This window comes from Bradyrhizobium sp. B124, assembly GCF_038967635.1.
Lineage (GTDB): Bacteria > Pseudomonadota > Alphaproteobacteria > Rhizobiales > Xanthobacteraceae > Bradyrhizobium.
Genome location: NZ_CP152413.1, coordinates 8,726,639 through 8,744,563 on the forward strand (window position 1 = coordinate 8,726,639; position 17,925 = coordinate 8,744,563).

The 17,925-nt window shown below is 64.1% G+C and carries 18 protein-coding genes; 7 read left to right on the plus strand and 11 right to left on the minus strand.

Annotated elements, in window-relative coordinates; all coding sequences use genetic code 11:
- Both AAFG13_RS40735 and AAFG13_RS40740 read right to left on the minus strand, forming a co-directional pair.
- Positions 1-429, minus strand: a complete 429-nt coding sequence (locus AAFG13_RS40735; protein ID WP_212311104.1) for a universal stress protein — start codon at positions 427-429, stop codon at positions 1-3.
- A gap of 185 nt (positions 430-614) precedes the next feature.
- Complete coding sequence (locus AAFG13_RS40740) at positions 615-989, minus strand: Spy/CpxP family protein refolding chaperone (protein ID WP_249131244.1); 375 nt, start codon at positions 987-989, stop codon at positions 615-617.
- A gap of 397 nt (positions 990-1,386) precedes the next feature.
- On the opposite strand from AAFG13_RS40740, the gene cax reads away from it, so the two are divergent.
- Complete coding sequence (cax, locus tag AAFG13_RS40745) at positions 1,387-2,490, plus strand: calcium/proton exchanger (RefSeq protein WP_212311103.1); 1,104 nt, start codon at positions 1,387-1,389, stop codon at positions 2,488-2,490.
- 28 nt (positions 2,491-2,518) lie between these two features.
- Here the strand turns inward: cax and AAFG13_RS40750 are convergent, their stop codons facing one another.
- Positions 2,519-3,022 carry a hypothetical protein gene (locus AAFG13_RS40750; RefSeq protein ID WP_342710497.1) on the minus strand — a complete coding sequence of 168 codons (504 nt, stop codon included), beginning with the start codon at positions 3,020-3,022 and terminating at the stop codon, positions 2,519-2,521.
- A gap of 404 nt (positions 3,023-3,426) precedes the next feature.
- On the opposite strand from AAFG13_RS40750, the gene AAFG13_RS40755 reads away from it, so the two are divergent.
- Positions 3,427-3,732 carry a hypothetical protein gene (locus AAFG13_RS40755; RefSeq protein ID WP_249131245.1) on the plus strand — a complete coding sequence of 102 codons (306 nt, stop codon included), beginning with the start codon at positions 3,427-3,429 and terminating at the stop codon, positions 3,730-3,732.
- A 68-nt stretch (positions 3,733-3,800) separates the two neighbouring features.
- Here AAFG13_RS40755 and AAFG13_RS40760 read toward each other — a convergent pair whose 3' ends face one another.
- The 5 genes from AAFG13_RS40760 to AAFG13_RS40780 all read right to left on the minus strand — a co-directional run bounded on the left by AAFG13_RS40760 (position 3,801) and on the right by AAFG13_RS40780 (position 9,022).
- A complete protein-coding gene (locus AAFG13_RS40760; protein WP_342710499.1) occupies positions 3,801-4,703 on the minus strand; it encodes an alpha/beta hydrolase in 903 nt (300 codons plus the stop codon).
- A gap of 7 nt (positions 4,704-4,710) precedes the next feature.
- Positions 4,711-6,330 (minus strand): GMC family oxidoreductase N-terminal domain-containing protein, encoded by a 1,620-nt coding sequence (locus tag AAFG13_RS40765; protein ID WP_342710501.1) that lies wholly within the window; start codon positions 6,328-6,330, stop codon positions 4,711-4,713.
- Between the two features lie 197 nt (positions 6,331-6,527).
- Positions 6,528-7,835, minus strand: a complete 1,308-nt coding sequence (locus tag AAFG13_RS40770; protein WP_212311100.1) for an MFS transporter — start codon at positions 7,833-7,835, stop codon at positions 6,528-6,530.
- A gap of 234 nt (positions 7,836-8,069) precedes the next feature.
- Positions 8,070-8,519: a MaoC family dehydratase gene (locus AAFG13_RS40775; protein WP_342710502.1), complete on the minus strand. Its 450-nt coding sequence runs from the start codon at positions 8,517-8,519 to the stop codon at positions 8,070-8,072.
- An 11-nt stretch (positions 8,520-8,530) separates the two neighbouring features.
- Entirely contained in the window at positions 8,531-9,022 is a 492-nt protein-coding gene (locus tag AAFG13_RS40780; protein ID WP_342710503.1) for a MaoC family dehydratase, read from the minus strand.
- Positions 9,023-9,191: 169 nt separating this feature from the next.
- Between AAFG13_RS40780 and AAFG13_RS40785 the strand changes: the two genes are divergently transcribed.
- From AAFG13_RS40785 to AAFG13_RS40795, 3 genes are all read left to right on the plus strand, one after another.
- Positions 9,192-9,962: an IclR family transcriptional regulator C-terminal domain-containing protein gene (locus AAFG13_RS40785; RefSeq protein ID WP_342710504.1), complete on the plus strand. Its 771-nt coding sequence runs from the start codon at positions 9,192-9,194 to the stop codon at positions 9,960-9,962.
- A gap of 118 nt (positions 9,963-10,080) precedes the next feature.
- Complete coding sequence (locus AAFG13_RS40790; protein ID WP_342710505.1) at positions 10,081-11,418, plus strand: amidohydrolase; 1,338 nt, start codon at positions 10,081-10,083, stop codon at positions 11,416-11,418.
- A gap of 105 nt (positions 11,419-11,523) precedes the next feature.
- Positions 11,524-12,150 (plus strand): pyridoxamine 5'-phosphate oxidase family protein, encoded by a 627-nt coding sequence (locus tag AAFG13_RS40795; protein WP_212311095.1) that lies wholly within the window; start codon positions 11,524-11,526, stop codon positions 12,148-12,150.
- Between the two features lie 121 nt (positions 12,151-12,271).
- Here AAFG13_RS40795 and AAFG13_RS40800 read toward each other — a convergent pair whose 3' ends face one another.
- A complete protein-coding gene (locus AAFG13_RS40800; protein ID WP_342710506.1) occupies positions 12,272-12,697 on the minus strand; it encodes a hypothetical protein in 426 nt (141 codons plus the stop codon).
- A 280-nt stretch (positions 12,698-12,977) separates the two neighbouring features.
- Here AAFG13_RS40800 and AAFG13_RS40805 point away from each other — a divergent pair, with 280 nt between their 5' ends.
- The gene (locus tag AAFG13_RS40805) at positions 12,978-14,150 is read left to right on the plus strand and encodes a M20 aminoacylase family protein (protein ID WP_092125137.1); all 1,173 of its coding nucleotides are present in this window, start codon (positions 12,978-12,980) and stop codon (positions 14,148-14,150) included.
- Positions 14,151-14,477: 327 nt separating this feature from the next.
- On the opposite strand, the gene dapD is transcribed toward AAFG13_RS40805, so the two are convergent.
- Positions 14,478-15,485 carry a 2,3,4,5-tetrahydropyridine-2,6-dicarboxylate N-succinyltransferase gene (gene dapD, locus AAFG13_RS40810; RefSeq protein ID WP_249778723.1) on the minus strand — a complete coding sequence of 336 codons (1,008 nt, stop codon included), beginning with the start codon at positions 15,483-15,485 and terminating at the stop codon, positions 14,478-14,480.
- A 171-nt stretch (positions 15,486-15,656) separates the two neighbouring features.
- Positions 15,657-16,838, minus strand: a complete 1,182-nt coding sequence (locus tag AAFG13_RS40815) for a cytochrome P450 (protein WP_212311093.1) — start codon at positions 16,836-16,838, stop codon at positions 15,657-15,659.
- Positions 16,839-16,976: 138 nt separating this feature from the next.
- Here AAFG13_RS40815 and AAFG13_RS40820 point away from each other — a divergent pair, with 138 nt between their 5' ends.
- Positions 16,977-17,885 (plus strand): LysR family transcriptional regulator, encoded by a 909-nt coding sequence (locus tag AAFG13_RS40820; RefSeq protein WP_212311092.1) that lies wholly within the window; start codon positions 16,977-16,979, stop codon positions 17,883-17,885.
- The last annotated feature ends 40 nt before the right edge of the window (positions 17,886-17,925 follow it).

Genomic DNA, 17,925 nt, shown 5'->3' on the forward strand with positions numbered 1-17,925 from the left:
TCACGGACAAACCAGCACGGGGGTTTTCGCCTGCGCCAGCACCTTGTTTGTCACACTGCCGATCAGAAGCACGGAGAGTCCACTGCGTCCATGCGACGACATGACGATGAGATCGCAACCCCTGTCCGCGGTCGCCGCGATGATCGCTTGATGGGGTTGCCCGTTCTCCGCCAGCAGGGTCTCGCAGGGAACGCCGGCTTGCCTGGCCGCCTTCGCCGCCTCGTTCAACGTGTTGGTGGCCTGCTCTTTCCGCATCTCAGCATAGTTGGCGACCGTATCGCGGAAATGGCCCGTCAGTTCTGAAAAAGGCTCCACGACGAAAATCACGGATACCTTCGCTCCGAGGGATTTCGCGAGCGCCATCCCTTGGGCGATACCATGCTTCGCTAGTTCCGACCCATCCGTCGGAATGAGAATATGCCGGTACATGCTTCAACTCCCGTGGTGCTTCAGGAATTCGCAAGCGAAGAGCGACACAGGACGGAGGACGGATTTTGAAGGTCGTCTGAACGAGGCAGCAAGAACGTCACGTCGTGGCCGGAACGCTTGAGAAACCTCGGCAAGGCAGACGCGGGCTACAGAATGTCGTCCGGATAGCGCCGCACCATCCAGCCCTATTCGTCCTCGTCTTCCGGTTCGCCGTGATGCTCGATCGCATTTCGCATGCCGCGCATGACGGCGAACGACACGAAGGCCATCCTTCGTTTCTGATCATCACTCAATGTCTTGTACAGCGGCTCCCAGGCATCGGAGAGCTTCTTGAGGTCGGTCCCACGCTGAATCAGCCGGTCCGCTCTGCGTTGCATCATCTCGACCGGATTGCCGTCATGAAGGCCGTCCATCGGGCCGTTCTCGTGCATTTCGGCAAGCCGCGCCAACCGAGCCTGCCGGTTCTGCGCTCTCGTGCGGATCGCCTCCTCGATGGCCGGCCAGTATTTCTCCTGATCGGGCGTTAGCTGCAAGGCGGCCTTGACGATGCCGACACGCATGTCGGTCAGGCTCTTGAGGTCGGCGGCGCTGGGGGACGCGGCGCCGACAGTCGGGGATGTCTCCGCTGCGAAGGCAAGAGACGAGGTTGTCATCAAAAGTGCAATCGCTACGGCGGCTGCGTTCCTCGTCATTGCGAACTCCTGAGCTGCTGTCGTGGATGTCCGCGAGAAGAAACACACGGACTGATCTGGCGCGAGTTGATCTAGGTCAAAGCGGCGAGGAGCCGGAGATAGGGACGCGATTCTGACCGTTCCGAAGATGGCCCGGGGACTTCGGGCAGGCCGCCATGGTGCAAGCTGGCCTGCGAGACGGTGGAGAGGGATTGAGCTAGATCAAGATCGAGCAGCCCATGGTGATCAGAAATTGCTGCCCAACTCGTTTCGGCCGGGCGGTACCATGCACCTTCTGCTCAAGGAAATTCGACATAATCCGCTGCTTTGGATGCTGATCTTCGTGCCGATCGTGCTCGTGGTCGAGACGGCAGCTCCGTCCGCCCACACAGCCCTGTTCGTGCTCGCTGTCCTGGCCATCGTGCCATTGGCTGCCCTTCTCAGTCACGCGACGGAGAGCGTCGCGGAGAAAACGGGCGATGCGGTCGGAGGCTTGCTCAACGCAACCTTGGGAAATCTGACCGAGCTGATCATCGCGATCGCAGCGTTACATGCCGGAGAATACATGCTGGTCAAGGCATCGATCGCTGGTGCCATTGTCACCAACTCGCTCTTCATGCTTGGCGCATCATTCCTGCTCGGTGGGCTCCGCCATCACGTTCAGGAGTACAATCGGGCCGGCGGGAGGATGTACGCGGCGTTGCTGCTGATGGCCACGATTGCGCTGCTTGCCCCCTCTGCCGTCGCCGATCTTGATCCAGCACGTGGCGAAGCCATGGCGCTGACACTCAGCACGGGCCTCGCTGTGCTGCTGATCTGCGCCTATGGCCTCGGCTTGCTGTTCTCGCTCAAGACACACAAGGAGTTGTTCGCAAGCGAGGAGCATGGCGAGGCCGGTGGCGCCGGCTGGCCGATCGGGCTTGCGTTGGGCACACTTCTCGCCGTCACCGTGCTGGTTGCGTTGGTCAGCGAAATATTCGTGAGTTCGGTGCAGAAAGCAGGCGAGACGCTGGGACTGAGCCCGGCGTTCGTCGGTTTCATCATCGTCGCGCTGGTCGGTGCCGCAGCGGAAATGGCGGTGGCATTCTCCGCTGCGCGCAAGAACCGGCTCGACATGAGCGTCAGCATCGCGCTCGGAAGCGCTTCGCAGATCGCCCTGTTCGTCGCGCCGGCGCTGGTTCTTCTAAGTTACGTCATCGGTCCGAAGCCGATGGACTTGCAGTTCTGGCCTGGCGCCGTGACGATGGTCATGATCGCTTCCGTGACGTCCTGCTTCATCACCAACAGCGGACGGTCGGCATGGTTCATTGGCGCCTTGCTCGTCCTGATCTATGCGATTTTTGCCATGACGCTGTACATGGTGCCGCCGGGATCGCACGCCCCGGTTTGACCATCCGTCCAACGACTGCCCAGCCGGATCAGTATTGATACTGCTGTTGGGGGCAGATCATTTGACCGTATTGATTGTAATAGCAGCTTTGGTTGCCGTAGTAGCCATAGCTGCCATAGTACGCGCCAGCCGCGGCCGCGGCGCCGGCCGCCGCAGCGCCATAGCCCCAACCGGGTCGATAGTAGCCTCCGCCATAACCGGGATAGCCGGCGACCGGACGGCCAGGCCGTCCTGCAATCGGTCGGCCGGGATAGCCCGGGCGCCCGGCGATCGGACGGCCCGGACGACCCGCGATCGGGTGTGAGGGACGCGGGCGGCCGGCAGCGCGATATCCTCCGCCATGAATCCTTCCGGCATGCATCCTTCCGGCGCCGGCATGCATGCCGCCGCCACGCATCCCGCCGCCATGAAAGCCGCCACCGCCGCCGCGGAAGCCGCCGCCTCCTCCGCGGCGGGCATAGGCGTCATCAGGAACCAGGCAGACAGCACCGAGAAGCAAAACTGCCACAGCGGTGAGGATACAACGAAGCATGGCGTGTCCCTCCCTAGCGGACGATGTTGCGAACCCTGAAACTGCGTCGCTCGGGGGACGCCGGGTTGATGTAGATCAACGGAACGCAATCGCGTGCAGGGTTCCGCGGGCGCTTTCGCGTAAGTGCGACAGGCGCCTGCTTTCAAATCTCCTCAGGCACAATCTGCACTTTGCTGTCGAGGCGGCCCTGCCTAGAATGCGGGACGTGGGAGGTTCCGCGACTTGTCGTGTCATCTCTCAGTCAGGCGACAGCCCCATTCATTGCCGAGCTTCACCAACGTTTTTTCGCTTGCTGCCGTGCGCAGGCGGAATTGTTGAACCAACCTTGATCCGAGGCGTTCTGCAGCGGCAGAACCCTGCAATTGGCAGCGGCGATGATGAGGACGGATTCGGAGACATCAGCCTTGCAGGCGACATTCTGCCGGGCTCTCTCCAATCTCCATCGCCTTGGCCGTGTTCATGCACAGTTGGCATCGCGTCAGGGAGAGAAAGACGTGCGGAAAGCGGATGTAACGTGCGCGTGCTGTGGCGCGGGTTTCCGGCGGTTGGAGCTATGGTCCGAACCCGGCGCCAAGGGTGAGTATCACTGTCCGGTCTGCGACTATTTGCTTGAAGCATTTGATGGCACCAACCTGATCGTCTATCGGCTGACGATCCAGCCGGTGCGCGCACCGGTTTACTCGGTGAGGCAATTCGACGACCGACGATGACGTGACGATCGGTTGCCATCGGCGCGCTCGAGGCAAAGCGGACCCAAACTTGCCGATGAGCAGGCGTTCTAAGCCGCGCGCTTGGCGAACGTTCGGAGCGCCGCGACCATCAACTCCGGCGCCTCCTGCGCGACGCAGTGCCCGACATTGTCGAACGTCCAGCGGCTGGCGTGCGGGATCAGGGCGGCGGCGCGATCGGCCATCTCCTTGTAGATCGGCCATGACTGCTCAGCCGTGGCGATGCAGACCGGACAGGCGATATCGGAGAACCACGGGAACGGATTGCCGCGCGTATCGCCGGTGTAGATCTGCTCCGTGGCCTGGAAGATCGGCCCAAGCAGCGCCGACTCGATTTCAGGCGTGCAGCGCAGCTGCATGCGGCCGTCGTCGAGGCGCGCAAAACCGTGATGGACATAGGCCCACAGCGACGGCTCGGTCCACGGCGCGAACGCCGGCGCGGCGCGCAATCGCCGGAACAGATCGTCGGCATTGTCGAATTCGGCCCGGCGGCGCAGCACGCCCTGCACCGACGCGCGCGCGATGTCGCTCAGGCCGCCGGTGCGCGGCGTGCGCGGATCCATCGCCGTCGGCTCCGTCACGAACAGCCGCGCGAAGCGGTCCGGCATCAGCTTCGTTGCGAGCATCAGGTCGGTCGCGCCGGCGCTGTGACCGATGCCGTAGATATCATGGAGATCGAGGCGTTCGACCACCATGCAGAGATCATCGGCGAAATCCTGGAACTGATAGCGCTCGGCCGCCGGCTTGTGGCTCTGGCCGTGACCGCGGCGGTCGAGCGCATAGAGGGTGTAGTCGGCGGCCAGCGCTTCGGCGACCTCGGTCCACACTTCGGCGACAAAGCCGGTGCCGTGCAGCAGCAGCGCCGGCGGCTTGCCGGAGGCCGGCTCGCCCCATCGCGCCAGCGCGATCTGCGCGCCGGCATCGCCAACGAGAATGCGCTTCCCGGAGTTCATCGTCGCTCTATCGTGCATCCTGCAGGATCATCGCAGCCGCCTTCTCGGCGATCATCGCGGTCGGCGTGTTGGTGTTGCCGGAGGTGATGGTCGGCATCACGGAGGCATCCGCGATGCGCAGGCCGTTGAGGCCGTAGAAGCGCAGGCGCTCGTCGACCACGGCCATCGGATCATTGGCCGTTCCCATCTTCGCGGTGCCGACGGGGTGGAAGATCGTGGTGCCGATGTCGCCGGCGGCCTTGGCGAGCGCGGCGTCGTCATCGCCGACGGAAGGACCGGGCAGGAATTCCTCGGGATGATATTTCTCCAGCGGCTTCTGCTTCATCAGTCTGCGCGTGGTGCGGATCGCGTCGGCTGCGACCTGGCGGTCGTCCTCGGTCGACAGGTAATTCGGCGCGATCGACGGCTTGTCGTCGGGCGCGGTCGAGCGGATCCGCACCGTGCCACGCGAGGTCGGCTGCAGATTGCAGGCGCTCACCGTGATCGCGGGGAAGCGATGCAAGGGGTCGCCGAACTTGTCGAGCGACAGCGGCTGCACATGGAACTGGATGTTGGCGCGCGAGCGCGTCGCATCCGAGCGCGTGAAGATGCCGAGCTGCGACGGCGCCATGGTCAGCGGCCCGCGGCGGCGGAACGCGTAGTCGAGGCCCATCAGGCCGCGGCGCACCAGGTTGTGGTAGGTCTCGTTCAGCGTGCGGACGCCCGATACCTTGTAGATCGCGCGCTGCTGCAAATGGTCCTGCAGATTGTGGCCGATGCCCTGCACGTCAGCCACGATGTCGATGCCGAGCGGCGACAGCCATTCGGACGGGCCGATGCCGGAACGATGCAGTACCTGCGTGGTGCCGATCGAGCCGGCGCAGAGAATCACCTCGCCCTTGGCGCGGGCCTCCACGGTCTCACTGCCCTGACGGAACTCAACGCCGGCGGCGCGGCCGCTCTCGATGATCAGGCGGTCGACCAGCACGTCGGTCTCGAGCCGCAAGTTGCTGCGGTTCAGCACCGGCTTCAGGAAGCCGCGCGCCGATGACCAGCGCCGCCCGCGCTTCTGGTTGACGTGGAAGTAGCTGGTGCCCTCATTATCGCCGGTGTTGAAGTCGGGGATGCGCTTGATGCCCATCTCCTCGGCGGCATCGCCGACTGCATCGAGGACCTGCCACGACAGCCGCGGCGCCTCGATGCGCCAGCCGCCGCCGACGCCGTGATGCTCGCTTTCGCCGAGAAAGTGATCTTCCAGCCGCTTGAACGCCGGCAGCACGTCGCTGTAGCTCCACCCGGTGAGGCCGAGCTGGCGCCAGTGATCGTAGTCCGCGGCCTGGCCGCGCATCGAGATCATGGCGTTGATCGCCGACGAGCCCCCGATCACCTTGCCGCGCGGATAGGCGAGCGCGCGGCCGTTCAGGCCGGGCTCGGCCTCCGTCTTGAACATCCAGTCCGAGCGCGGATTGCCGATCGCGAAGAGGTAGCCGACCGGGATGTGAAACCAGATCCAGTTGTCCTTGCCGCCGGCTTCGAGCAGCAACACGCGCTTCTTCGGATCGGCCGACAGGCGGTTGGCCATGATGCAGCCCGCCGTGCCTGCGCCGACGATAATGTAGTCGTAATCACCCTCGAGCCTTCGCGGCATGTCCTCGTTCCCGGCAAGCGTCTTTTGTTGACGTCCTTCTATAGCGTTTTCGAGCGAAGTGGAGCCCGGTTCGCGTGAAGAAAACGCGTCAATACAAGAAAATAGAACTCGGTTCTGACAGAGTCAGAATCGAGTTCTATCCAGACGCAGCCGGTCGAGACAAGCCCGCGCGACGGTACCGGGCGTGCGCTGGATGATCAGGGACGGCTGGGTTCGGCGAGTGTGACCTCGGGTCCGGGCCGCGGCACACAGAGGATCAGCGTCAGCATACCGATCGCGAGCAGCGCGCCGACGAGGGCGAGCGGTGCGTAGATGCTCCCGGTTGCGACATTCATCCAGCCGATCAGGGCAGGGCAGACCGCGCCGCCGAACGAGCCGATCGCGCTGATCAGCGCGATACCGCCCGCCGCGGCGCTGCCTTCCAGCATCGCGTTGGGAATGGTCCAGAACAGGGAGAGAATCGCGAAGATGCCGACCGATGCGATGGCGAGCAGCGTCACGGTCAAGAGGATGCTGCCCTGCGCGGCCTGCAAGGCGATGAAGCACGCCGCCGCGACGAGGCCACAAGCGACCACGTGCCAGCGCCGTTCCCGTGTGCGATCGGAACTGTAGCCGATCGCGACCATGCCGAGCGCCGACGCAACCGAGATTGCGCCGCTCAGCCAGCCGATCTCGGTGGTGGTCGCCACGCCGACGCGCTTGAGCAGCGTCGGCGTCCACAACAGGATGGTGTTGAGCGAGCAGAAGAACGCGAAATAGATGAAGGACAACAGATAGACGCGCGGCTCGCGCAGCGCCGCCGCGAAGCTGCTTGTCGTGTTCGGGGCGGCGGCGCGATCGCGGGCGAGATCGCTTGCCACCTGCCGTCGCTCGTCGGCGCTGAGCCAGTTCGCGGCATGTGGCCCGTCGGCGAGATAAAGATACGCGGCGATGCCGAGTAGCAGGGCTGGAACGCCTTCGAGGATGAACAGCCACTGCCAGCCGTGCAGGCCATGGACGCCCTGCATGTGATCCATGATCAGGCCCGACAGCGGCCCCGCGATGACGCCGCCGAGCGGCACCGCCATCACGAACAGGCTGGTCATGCGGCCGCGCACGCGATCCGGAAACCAAAGCGTCAGGTAGTACAGGATGCCGGGGAAGAAGCCGCCCTCGGCGGCGCCGAGCAGGAAGCGCAGCAGATAGAGGTGATACTGGTTCTGCACCAGCGCGAGCAGCACGGTCACAGCGCCCCACAGCACCATGATGCGCAGCAGGGTCTTGCGGACGCCGATCCTGACCAGCAGCAGATTGCTCGGCACTTCGAGCGCGACATAGCCGACCGAGAAAATGCCGGCGGCAAGCCCGAACACCGCGTCATCAATATTGAGGTCGTGCAGGAATTGCAGCTTGGCAAAGCCGATGTTGAAGCGATCGATGATCGCCACCGTGTAGCACGCCAGCAGGAACGGGATCAGGCGCCAGGCGATCCGTCCATAGAGCCGCGATTGGGCCGCATCCTGCATGAAAGTCTCCTCAGTGATTATTTTGATTGTTTGTTGGTGCGGCGACGACGGTGCGCTCCCTCGCCCCGTTCTTACGGGAGCGAGACGAGCGAAGCTCGCTCTGAGAGGGTTGGGGTGAGGGGCTGTCTCCGCATAACGCGGCGACAGCTGAGCCCGCGGAGACTCCCCCTCACCCGGAACGCATCTGCGATGCGTTCCGGTCTCTCCCCGCACGCGGGGCGAGGCTAAGGTCTGTTAGCCCGCCTTCGCGTTCGGAAACTCCAGCATCGCTTCGCCGGCGGCGACCGTCTCGCCGCGCTGGTTCTGCACGGCGACGTCGATCAGCACCCAGCGCGATTTGGCGGTCGTCTGCTTGGCCTTGATGGTGCCGGCGGGGCGGATCGTGTCGCCGGGTTTCACCGGCTTCAGCCAACGCGTCTCGAGCCTGCGATGGATCGCGCCGGCGGGCAGGGCCCAGTCGGTCAGCATGCGCGAGATCAGGCCGAAATTGTTCATGCCATGCATGATGATGCCGCCGAAATTGGTCTTGCCGAAATCGCCCTTCATGTAGTTGTCGTCGAGATGCAGCGGGTTGTAGTCGAGCGATGCATCGCAGAACAGGCGGATCGATTCGCGCGAGACCGCGAAGGCGGGGCCGTCGATGGTGTCGCCGGCCTTGAGAGCATCGAAATTCGCTGTGGTCATCGTGATCCTCCTTAGATCGGACGGATGGTCTGGCCGCGACCCGAGCAGATCACGTCGCCATGCTGGTTGAAGAAGACGTTGTCGTGCACCACGAATAGCCGCTCGCGCTTGATGAACTTGTCGAGCGCGCGGGCCTGCAGGGTGATGGTGTCGCCGGGGCGGGCAGGGATGTTGTAGCTCCACGACTGCCCGGCATTGACGGTGCCCGGCGAGCGCATCCAGTCGTCGGCCGGCGTGCAGGCGAACATCAGCAGAATATGAATCGCAGGCGGGGCGATCAGTCCGCCATGGGGCCCGGCCTTCGCGGCCGCTTCGTCGAGATAGAGCGGATTGGTCTCGCCGACCGCACGGCAGTACAGCGCGATCGCTTCCTGCGTGAGCAGGTAGGGCAGCGTCTTGCGCGGCTCGCCGGGGACGATGTCGTCCCACACCTTGCGCAGCTTCGCGTCCTTCCAGAAATCGGTTTCGAACGGGGTGGCCGCAGAACTTTCTGCTTGCGCCATCGAGGATCCTCCTGCTATTCAGTTCGCCAGGCGAACAGTTCATTCGCTGTGTGAATTGACGCTAGCGCGGTCGGGAGCCCCTGACAAGCGGGCAGCGCCGCGTCATGTGCAGGCAGCCATGCGGGCTGCGATGTGATGAGCAGAACGACAGCCCGAACCAGATGACGCCATGAGCAAGGAGAGTGACGGCTTCGTGCGTGCGATCGCGCGCGGCTTCTCGATCATCGAGGCGCTCGGCAAGCCGCCGGGCCGGCACACGCTGGCGGAGGCCGCCGACACCGCAGGTCTCAACCGCGCCACCGCACGCCGCATCCTCGCGACCCTGGTGGCGCTGAAATATTGCGCCTCGGATGGACGCTATTTCAGCTTGCGGCCGCGCGCGCTCGGGCTCGGCCTGTCCTATCTCAATGCATTGCCTTATTGGGCGCATGCGCAGCGCGCGCTGGAGAATTTGCGCAACGAGATCGGCGAGTCCTGCGCGATGGCGGTGCTTGATGAGGATGAGATCGTCTATGCGCTGCGTCTGCCGGCGCGGCGGATTCTGTCGGCCAATCTCGGCGTCGGCAGCCGGCTGCCCGCGCATCTGGTGTCGCTCGGCCGCGTCATGCTCGCGGCGCTCCCGCCAGGCACCCGCGAGGCTTATCTTGCGACCGGCGGCTTCAAGCAGGTCACGCCGCGCACCGTGACCGATCCGGAGCGTCTCGGCGAATTGCTCGCACGGGCCGAGAGCGACGGCTACGCCTGGGTCGATGGCGAGCTCGATCCCGCGATCTGCGGCATCGCCGTGCCGCTGCGCGACCCGGCCGGCGCGGTGGTCGCGGCGCTCAGCGTCAACACGATTTCGGGCACGGTCAGCGAGGCCGGCGCGCGCAAGAAATTTCTGCTGCCGCTGCGCCGCACCGCACAGGAGATCCGCAGCCAGATGCTCACCTCAGGCTAGGTGCGCACACGCTCTGGATCAGTCATTGTTTCCGATCACCTCGCCTGCTTAGATCGCGGAGCCGAGCCCGGCCTGGCGCTCGGGGTGCAGTATCCGGGTTTCGGCTGGAGCGATTGCCATGAACAAGATTGTTCTCACGCTGCTTGTGTCCGCCGCGCTCTGCGCGTCATTGCCGCTGCGGGCCAATGCTGAACTCGATGTCGCCGCGCTGAAGGGCGCCATCGAGAAGTCGGTCGAGGCGGACTATCCGAAACTCGACGCGCTCTACAAGGACCTTCACGCCCACCCCGAGATCGCGTTTCAGGAGGAGAAGACCGCGGCCAAACTGGCTGCCGAGATGCGGGCGCTGGGCTTCGACGTGACGGAGCACGTCGGCAAGACCGGGCTGGTCGCGATCTACAGGAACGGCGAGGGCCCCACCATCATGGTGCGCACCGAACTCGATGCGCTGCCGATGGAAGAGAAGACCGGCCTTCCCTATGCCAGCCACGACAAGACCACATGGCAGGGACGGGAAACCTTCGTGGCCCACAGCTGCGGCCACGACATCCACATGGCGAGCTGGGTGGGCGCGGCCAAGACTCTGGTCGGCCTGAAAGACCAATGGCACGGCACGCTGATGTTCATCGCCCAGCCGGCTGAAGAAATCGTGGCGGGCGCCAAGGCGATGCTGGCGGATGGTCTGTTCACGAAGTTTCCAAAGCCGAATTTCGGCTTCGCGTTGCACGATGGCCCGTTCGCCTATGGAACGGTGCGCTATCGCGTCGGGATCGGCTCATCCGCCGCCGATGGCCTCTACATCAAATTCCGCGGCCGCGGCGGGCACGGGGCCGTGCCACAGGCGACCATCGATCCCGTGATGATGGCCGCGCGCTTTGTCGTCGATGTTCAGAGCGTGATCAGCCGCGAAAAGGACCCGACCGAATTCGGCGTGGTCAGCATCGGCGCAATTCACGGCGGCACCGCGTCAAACATCATTCCTGACGATGTGGTGCTGCTCGGCACCATTCGCACCTTCAAGCCCGAGGTGCGCGCCAAGATGCTCGCAGGCATCGAGCGGACGGCGAAGGCGGTCGCCGCCATGTCGAATGCGCCGGAGCCTGAGATCAACCTGGCCGAAGGGACCAAGGCCGTGATCAACGATCCCGACGTGGTCGGCACGGCGGAAAAGGTGCTGAAGGCGGCGTTTGGCGACAAGTTCGCAACCTCGCCGCCCGGCACGCCCAGCGAGGATTATTCGGAATTCGTCAGCGCCGGTGTGCCGTCGATGTTCTTCAATATCGGTGTCTACGAGCCGGAGCGCGTCGCCGCGGCGCGGGCGGGCAGCGGCCCGCCATTGCCCACCAACCACTCGCCGCTGTTCGCGCCGGTGCCGGAGCCGACCATCAAGACCGGTGTCGAGGCCATGACGCTTGCCGTGTTGAGCGCGTTCGACCGGCAGGCGCGAGGAAATTAGCCGTCTGCGGCCGGGTGCGCCCAGGAGATTCTGCTGCCGCTGCGCCGCATGTTCTCGCCGTGCCAAAACTTGCAGACCGGTTGCTCAACTTGCTGGAGGATTCTTGTGGCAGACCCAATCCGCGCCCCTTTCTACCACGACGGAATGCGTGAGTTGCAGGACCGCTTCGACGGTCGTCGCGTCGCCGACGGCCTCGAGAAGCATCGCCTCCACTTCGAATTCTGGGAACAGGAGCGCAAGCTCATCGAGGAGACGCGATTCTTTTTCATCGCGACGAGCTATCAGGATAACGTCGATTGTTCGATGCGTTGTGGCGATCCCGGCTTCGTGAAGATCACGGGGCCCGACACGCTTGAATACCCCGAGTATGACGGCAACAACATGTACCGCACACTCGGCAATATTCACCGCAACCCGAACGTCGGGTTGCTGTTTGTGCGCCTCGACGGCAAGACGTTTCGCGCGCGCATCCGAGGCAAGGCAACGATCCACGACGGCGCGGACACGCTTGCCCGGCATCATGGTGCGAAGCTTGTCGTCAGCGTCAAATGCGAAATCTTTCCGAATTGCCCGCGCTACATTCCGGACATGATGGGCGCGTCAGCGGATGTGGCGGCGAATCCGTTCGTTCCTCGGCCCGGCTACGAGCCGCCCGCACCGGAATGGAAGAGCCGGGATTACCTCAAAGACGTACTTTCGAAATACGATCCGCATCGGAAACGCGACGCATAGCGGGCGGGCTCCTCGTGGCAAGAGCGGATATTGCTCTGCGCCGCGCTTCGAGGGCAAAGCGGACGCGGCTTCCAATCTTGCGCGCCCCAAGCGGATATGGGATCGGCGGAGCAACACTTGGTCAAGGCAGCGGCGCCATGTAGGGAATGCTGCCGACCAATACGAACACCTGAACCGCATTGCATAGCATGCCGCCCCAATGCAGCCGGCGCAGCCGCCGCACCGCGGTGGGATCGCCAAGGTCTCTCGCGTCCGCCTCGGCATCGAGCCGCCGCAGGAACCATCGGCGTGCCAGCACCGCGAAGGCCGCGATCAAGGCGATGCCAAGCGCGACAGCCGGCCGGCCCGCCGCGGCGAAGGCGAGCGTTCCGATCACACCGGAGACCGTCAGCACCAGGAAGTAGGCATTGAACATGCCGCGCAGCAGGCGGGTGACGGGCGGGACGTCGAGCTTCACGAGCAGGAACGCGGGGGCCGCGAGCAAGAAGTAGCCCATCGGCACCAGCAGGATGATGGTGGAGAACAAGACCGCTTGATCCGGCGTCATGCAGCCGCGCCCTTCTTTGAAGGCTAGGGGATTTCGGTGCGGAAACCTGAAGGAGTATCCGCATGAGAAATCCGCGGCACTATTGGGCTTTGGTCGGATGTGATCCGTCCGGCCAGACGTTGGCGAATGGACGAGGCCACCCGGCCCCCATGTCCTGGGCACATTCGGCATCCCATTTGCGAATGCAGGGCCCAGGCCAGAGGCATGCCACATCTGTTGGGTGGACCGGCTCTTGCATGCTAGACAGGACTTACGTCCAACCTCTGAGGCCAGAATTCTCATGCCCATCGTGAACCGCGTCGCCGATCTGCAACCCGATATCCAGGCCTGGCGCCGCAACATCCATGAAAACCCCGAACTGCTCTACGACGTGCACCGCACTGCATCATTCGTGGCCGACCGGCTGCGTGAATTCGGCTGCGACGAGGTCGTGACCGGGCTCGGCAAGACCGGCGTGGTCGGGGTCATCAAGGGCAAGAAGGGGGCGGCCAAGGGCGACGTCAAGGTGATCGGCCTGCGCGCCGACATGGACGCGCTGCCGATCCACGAGGAAACCAACCTGCCTTACGCTTCGAAGACGCCGGGCAAGATGCACGCCTGCGGCCATGACGGCCACACCGCGATGCTGCTCGGCGCAGCACGCTATCTCGCCGAGACGCGCAATTTCGCCGGCGATGCGGTCGTGATCTTCCAGCCGGCCGAGGAGGGTGGGGCCGGCGCGGCCGCCATGATCAAGGACGGCTTGATGGACCGCTTCGGCGTCCAGCAGGTTTACGGCATGCACAACGGTCCGGGGATTCCGATCGGCTCGTTCGCGATCCGCTCCGGCCCGATCATGGCGTCCACCGACGAGGTCAATATCAACATTGAGGGGCTCGGCGGCCACGCCGCGCGGCCGCACAAATGCATCGATTCGGTGATGGTCGGCGCGCAACTGATCACCGCGCTGCAGTCGATCGTGTCGCGCAGCGTCGATCCGCTCGATTCCGCCGTGATCTCGATCTGCGAATTCCACGCCGGCAATGCCCGCAACGTGATTCCGCAGACCGCGGTCTTGCGCGGCACCGTCCGCACCCTGACCCCGGAGGTCCGGCAATTGATCGAGAAGCGCATCGGCGAAGTGGTCAAGGGCGTGGCGCAATTGACCGGCGCGCGGATTGATCTCGACTACAAGCGCGGCTATCCCGTCACCGTCAACCACGCCTCGCAGACCGAATTCGCGACCCGCATCGCCAAGGAAGTGGCCGGGGACGGCAATGTGCATCCGATGCCGCCGCTGATGGGTGGCGAGGATTTTTCGTACATGCTGGAAGCGCGGCCCGGCGCCTTCATCTTCTGCGGCAACGGCGACAGCGCCGGCCTGCATCACCCCGCCTATAATTTCAACGACGAGGCGATCGTTTACGGCACCTCGTATTTCGTGAAGATCGTGGAGGACGCGCTGGCGGCGTGATCCTTGCCGTTGGTCGCTGCGCTACCTCTCAATCGGCATTGCCTGCGACAAACGTGAAGCGTTTGCGCAAGGGAGCGTGGCGACGAAGCAATCCATGCTTCAGCGAGCGAAGAGATGGATTGCTTCGCGGAGCCGCTCATCGGGCGCGCGTTCGCGCGACCCGTTGGCTCGCAATGACGAGCCAGTGCGCGTACTCATGAGTTCTCATGATGTCCGCTTCGCTCCGCTAACGGCCGCTTTGTGCAGCAGCAGTAAATGACGCGAGGGGCCAGAAGGCGACGTCGCTGACGCGCCACATGTCGCCGGCGACGTCTTCGAGTGAGCTGCCTAGCCGTGAAGTTGCGAGTTGAGGCCGTCCCAATTTGCTGTGCGTCTGGTTGCCTCGAGAGCGCCGCTCTGGGAGTTGCGACGAAACAGAAGGCCCTTCTGGCCTGAGAGTTCTTTGGCTTTCAGCACTCGGCCATCTTCCAAAAGGATGCGCGCGCCTGCCGTGACATAACAGCCCGCCTCGACGATACAATCGTCACCCAATGAAATGCCGATACCGGCGTTGGCGCCGATCAGGCAGCGCTCACCAACTGTAATCCGCTCTTTCCCGCCCCCGGACAGAGTGCCCATGATCGACGCTCCGCCACCAACGTCGCTGCCGCTTCCCACAACCACACCGGCGCTTATCCGGCCTTCGACCATGCAGGGACCGAGCGTACCTGCATTAAAATTGCAAAAGCCTTCATGCATGACGGTCGTGCCCGGCGCCAAATACGCTCCGAGCCTTACGCGATCCGCATCTGCAATTCTCACGTCCGCAGGCGTCACATAGTCAGTCATGCGCGGAAACTTATCCACGCCTGTCACCTCAAACGCGAGGGCGCGCTTTCGTGCTATCAGTCGTGCGTCCGGTACACGAGAGCATTCACAGGGACCGAGGGTCGTCCAGGCAACGTTAGGTAACTGACTGAAAATTCCATCAAGGTTCAGGCAATTCGGCTGAACGAGCCGGTGGCTCAGTAGATGGAGTCGAAGATATGCGTCGTGCACATCAGTTGGCGCAGATGCAAGGGAGCCAATTTCCGTACGGATTGGAACGATGTCGACATTGCGGACGTCGTCGTGTCGCGCATATCCGTCTGCCGACTCACCCAACGATCTGTTGAGCTCGTCCTTCGTCAGCCGTACCGTTGCCGCCTTGTCGGCCTCCGCGACCAGGCGCAGCTGAAGGAACCAGGAATCCAACACGCGACCGTCAGCGGCAATCGTCGCAAATCCCTCGCCGCTCGCGCCCCTCAGCTCTATCGCCATTTGCATGCTCTCATTACGACCCTGCACATAGTGCATACGCGAGTTCTCCTGGAATTGGCAACTTCTGCACGCTCAGACACGTCCGCTTTGGGCCATTTTCGACGGATTGAGCGCCGACAGGTGGTGTCCGCTTCTGGCCGTAGGCCTGGGCCGGGCCGAGGGCGTTGCGTCTGGCTGCGGCCTAATGAGTCCGCGTCCCGGACGACCTCACGCATCCCATCGCACCGGCAGCGTCACCGGTCCGCGGAACGCCCAGCCGCGGACGACAGGCGGCGCCTCCGCGCGGAGGCGCAAGTTGGGCAAGCGCGCGAACAGCATCGGCACCACGATCTTGCCGACGGTGAGCCGCGACACCCAGGTGCCGGCGCAGAAATGCGGTCCGGCGCCGAACGCCAGATGCGATTGCTTCGGTCGCGTCACGTCAAAACGATCGGGCTCGGCGAAGCGATTGCCGTCGCGGTTCGCGGCGCCGACGCAGAGCCCGATCTGAAGGCCCTCGGGCAGCGTGGTGCCGGAAAGATCGACATCGCGCGTGACGCGGCGCGGATACATGCCGATCGGCGAGATCCAGCGCACCGCTTCCTCGAGCGCAGCGGGCCATAGTTCCGGCTTCGCCAGCACGCTGTCCTTCTGCGCCGGGTTTTGCAGAAGACCGAGCACGAGGGTCAGGATCGCATCGCGCGGCTCGTTCAGCCCGCCGCCGATGATCACCTTGATGTTGGCGCGGATTCCCTCGATCGGCATCGGCGGATCGGCGTTGACCATCGAGGACAGGATCGAGGGGGTGGGATGGCTGCGGTGATCATCGAGCACCGCGTCGATCGCGGCGTCGACATCGGCGCTGGCCTGCATCGCCTTGCGCTCGATCCCGGCATCGGCAGCGTAATTGCCCGCGCCGTCGATCAGCGCCTGTGACCAGTCGGCCAGGGTCTGCCACGGCATCGCGCGAAAGCCGATCATCGCCATCAGGCTGCGCGAAGCCATCGGCGCGGCCAGCGCTGAGAACAGATCGGCCTCATCGGCCGCGGATAGGGCATCGATCAGCTCTTGCGCGATCGCGGTGAATTTCGGCGCCCAATACTCCTTGATCGTGGCCGGGCGGAACGAGGGCTCGATCGCCTTGCGGCCGATCGCGTGCTCGGCGCCGTCCTTGCGCATGAAGGTCGGCCCCATCACCTTGTTGACCAGCGAGGTCGGATTATCGGCCGAGTAGGTCGCGGGGTCGCGCTCGATCCGTACGATGTCGTCGAAGCGCGTCACCAGTGTCAGCCTCGCGGGCTCGACGAACACCGCCGGCGCCAGCTCGCGCAGGCGGCGGAAGATCGGATAGGGGTCGTCGAGCAGATCCGGATACGCGATGTCGGTGACGACGGGCACGGTGCTGGTCATTGGTCCTCCCGGAGCGCTTTTTCGCGAAGCCTAGCGCCAGCTCCAGCAATCGTTCAATTCGATGGGATCGATATAGGCCATCGAAATATTCCATGACATCGTGCTAGGTTGGGCCGCCAGCAAGGCGGGAGGTGCAGCGTGGCGGCCAATTCCTCGATCGATCCGATCGACATCGGGACCTTGCGGACGCTTGTACTGGTCTACGATTTGCAGTCGTTCTCTGCGGCGGCCAAGCGGCTCGACGTCAACCAGTCCACCATCAGCTACGCGGTCGAGCGGCTGCGCGGCGCGCTCGGTGATCCCTTGTTCGTCCGCAACGGCAATGGCGTGACCGCCACCGAACGCTGCGCGGCGCTGGTCGCCTGGGCGCGGGACATGATCGGCGAGATCGATGGGCTCGCCTCACCGGCTGAATTCGATCCGGCGACGGCGCAGGGCAGCGTGACGATCTCCTGCAACTATCACGAACGCCAGACCCTGATGCCGCAGTTCACTGCGCGGCTGCGTTCCGGCGCACCACGGGTCCGTCTCGTCCTGCTCGATGCCGCGGGCCATGGCGACATCCATCTCAAGCAGAACCAGTGCGACATCGTGCTCGGTCCGGTCGGGGTGGTCGGCGAAAGCTTCTTTCGGCGCCATATCCTCACCGATCACTATGTCTGCGTGATGGATCCGGCCAATCCGCTGGCACGCGGCCGGATCGCATTGTCGGCCTACGGCAAGGCCGAACACGTCTTTATCACCCATAGCGGCGAGTGGCAGCCGCTCTATCTCGAGGCCCTCGAGGCGAGGGAGATCGAGATTGAGCCCGCGGTCAGCCTTCCGAACCACGACAGTCTGGAGCGCATCGTCGCCGGCACAAGGCTGGTCGCGACGATCCCGCATCACCTGGCGCGGGCGATGGGCGGCGGCCTGCACGTCGCTTCGCTGCCGTTCCGCGTGCCGATCTCGATCGACATGTACTGGAGCGCCCGGACGGCCAAATCCGGCCTGCACAAATGGGCGCGCGGACTGCTGGCGGAGGTCGCGAAAGTGTACGCCGCCTGAGCGCGCCGCGACCGTCAAAAAGCAAAAGGCCCGCACCTGA

Excerpts from the sequence above, each read along its gene's own strand:
- dapD (WP_249778723.1), bottom strand. The coding sequence starts at position 15,485 with ATGCACTATGTGCAGGGTCGTAATGAGAGCATGCAAATGGCGATAGAG.
- AAFG13_RS40735 (WP_212311104.1), bottom strand. The coding sequence starts at position 429 with ATGTACCGGCATATTCTCATTCCGACGGATGGGTCGGAACTAGCGAAG.
- AAFG13_RS40770 (WP_212311100.1), bottom strand. The coding sequence starts at position 7,835 with ATGCAGGATGCGGCCCAATCGCGGCTCTATGGACGGATCGCCTGGCGC.
- AAFG13_RS40775 (WP_342710502.1), bottom strand. The coding sequence starts at position 8,519 with ATGACCACAGCGAATTTCGATGCTCTCAAGGCCGGCGACACCATCGAC.
- AAFG13_RS40790 (WP_342710505.1), top strand. The coding sequence starts at position 10,081 with ATGAACAAGATTGTTCTCACGCTGCTTGTGTCCGCCGCGCTCTGCGCG.
- AAFG13_RS40800 (WP_342710506.1), bottom strand. The coding sequence starts at position 12,697 with ATGACGCCGGATCAAGCGGTCTTGTTCTCCACCATCATCCTGCTGGTG.
- AAFG13_RS40750 (WP_342710497.1), bottom strand. The coding sequence starts at position 3,022 with ATGCTTCGTTGTATCCTCACCGCTGTGGCAGTTTTGCTTCTCGGTGCT.
- cax (WP_212311103.1), top strand. The coding sequence starts at position 1,387 with ATGCACCTTCTGCTCAAGGAAATTCGACATAATCCGCTGCTTTGGATG.
- AAFG13_RS40760 (WP_342710499.1), bottom strand. The coding sequence starts at position 4,703 with ATGAACTCCGGGAAGCGCATTCTCGTTGGCGATGCCGGCGCGCAGATC.
- AAFG13_RS40780 (WP_342710503.1), bottom strand. The coding sequence starts at position 9,022 with ATGGCGCAAGCAGAAAGTTCTGCGGCCACCCCGTTCGAAACCGATTTC.
- AAFG13_RS40815 (WP_212311093.1), bottom strand. The coding sequence starts at position 16,838 with ATGACCAGCACCGTGCCCGTCGTCACCGACATCGCGTATCCGGATCTG.
- AAFG13_RS40785 (WP_342710504.1), top strand. The coding sequence starts at position 9,192 with ATGAGCAAGGAGAGTGACGGCTTCGTGCGTGCGATCGCGCGCGGCTTC.
- AAFG13_RS40765 (WP_342710501.1), bottom strand. The coding sequence starts at position 6,330 with ATGCCGCGAAGGCTCGAGGGTGATTACGACTACATTATCGTCGGCGCA.
- AAFG13_RS40740 (WP_249131244.1), bottom strand. The coding sequence starts at position 989 with ATGCGTGTCGGCATCGTCAAGGCCGCCTTGCAGCTAACGCCCGATCAG.
- AAFG13_RS40805 (WP_092125137.1), top strand. The coding sequence starts at position 12,978 with ATGCCCATCGTGAACCGCGTCGCCGATCTGCAACCCGATATCCAGGCC.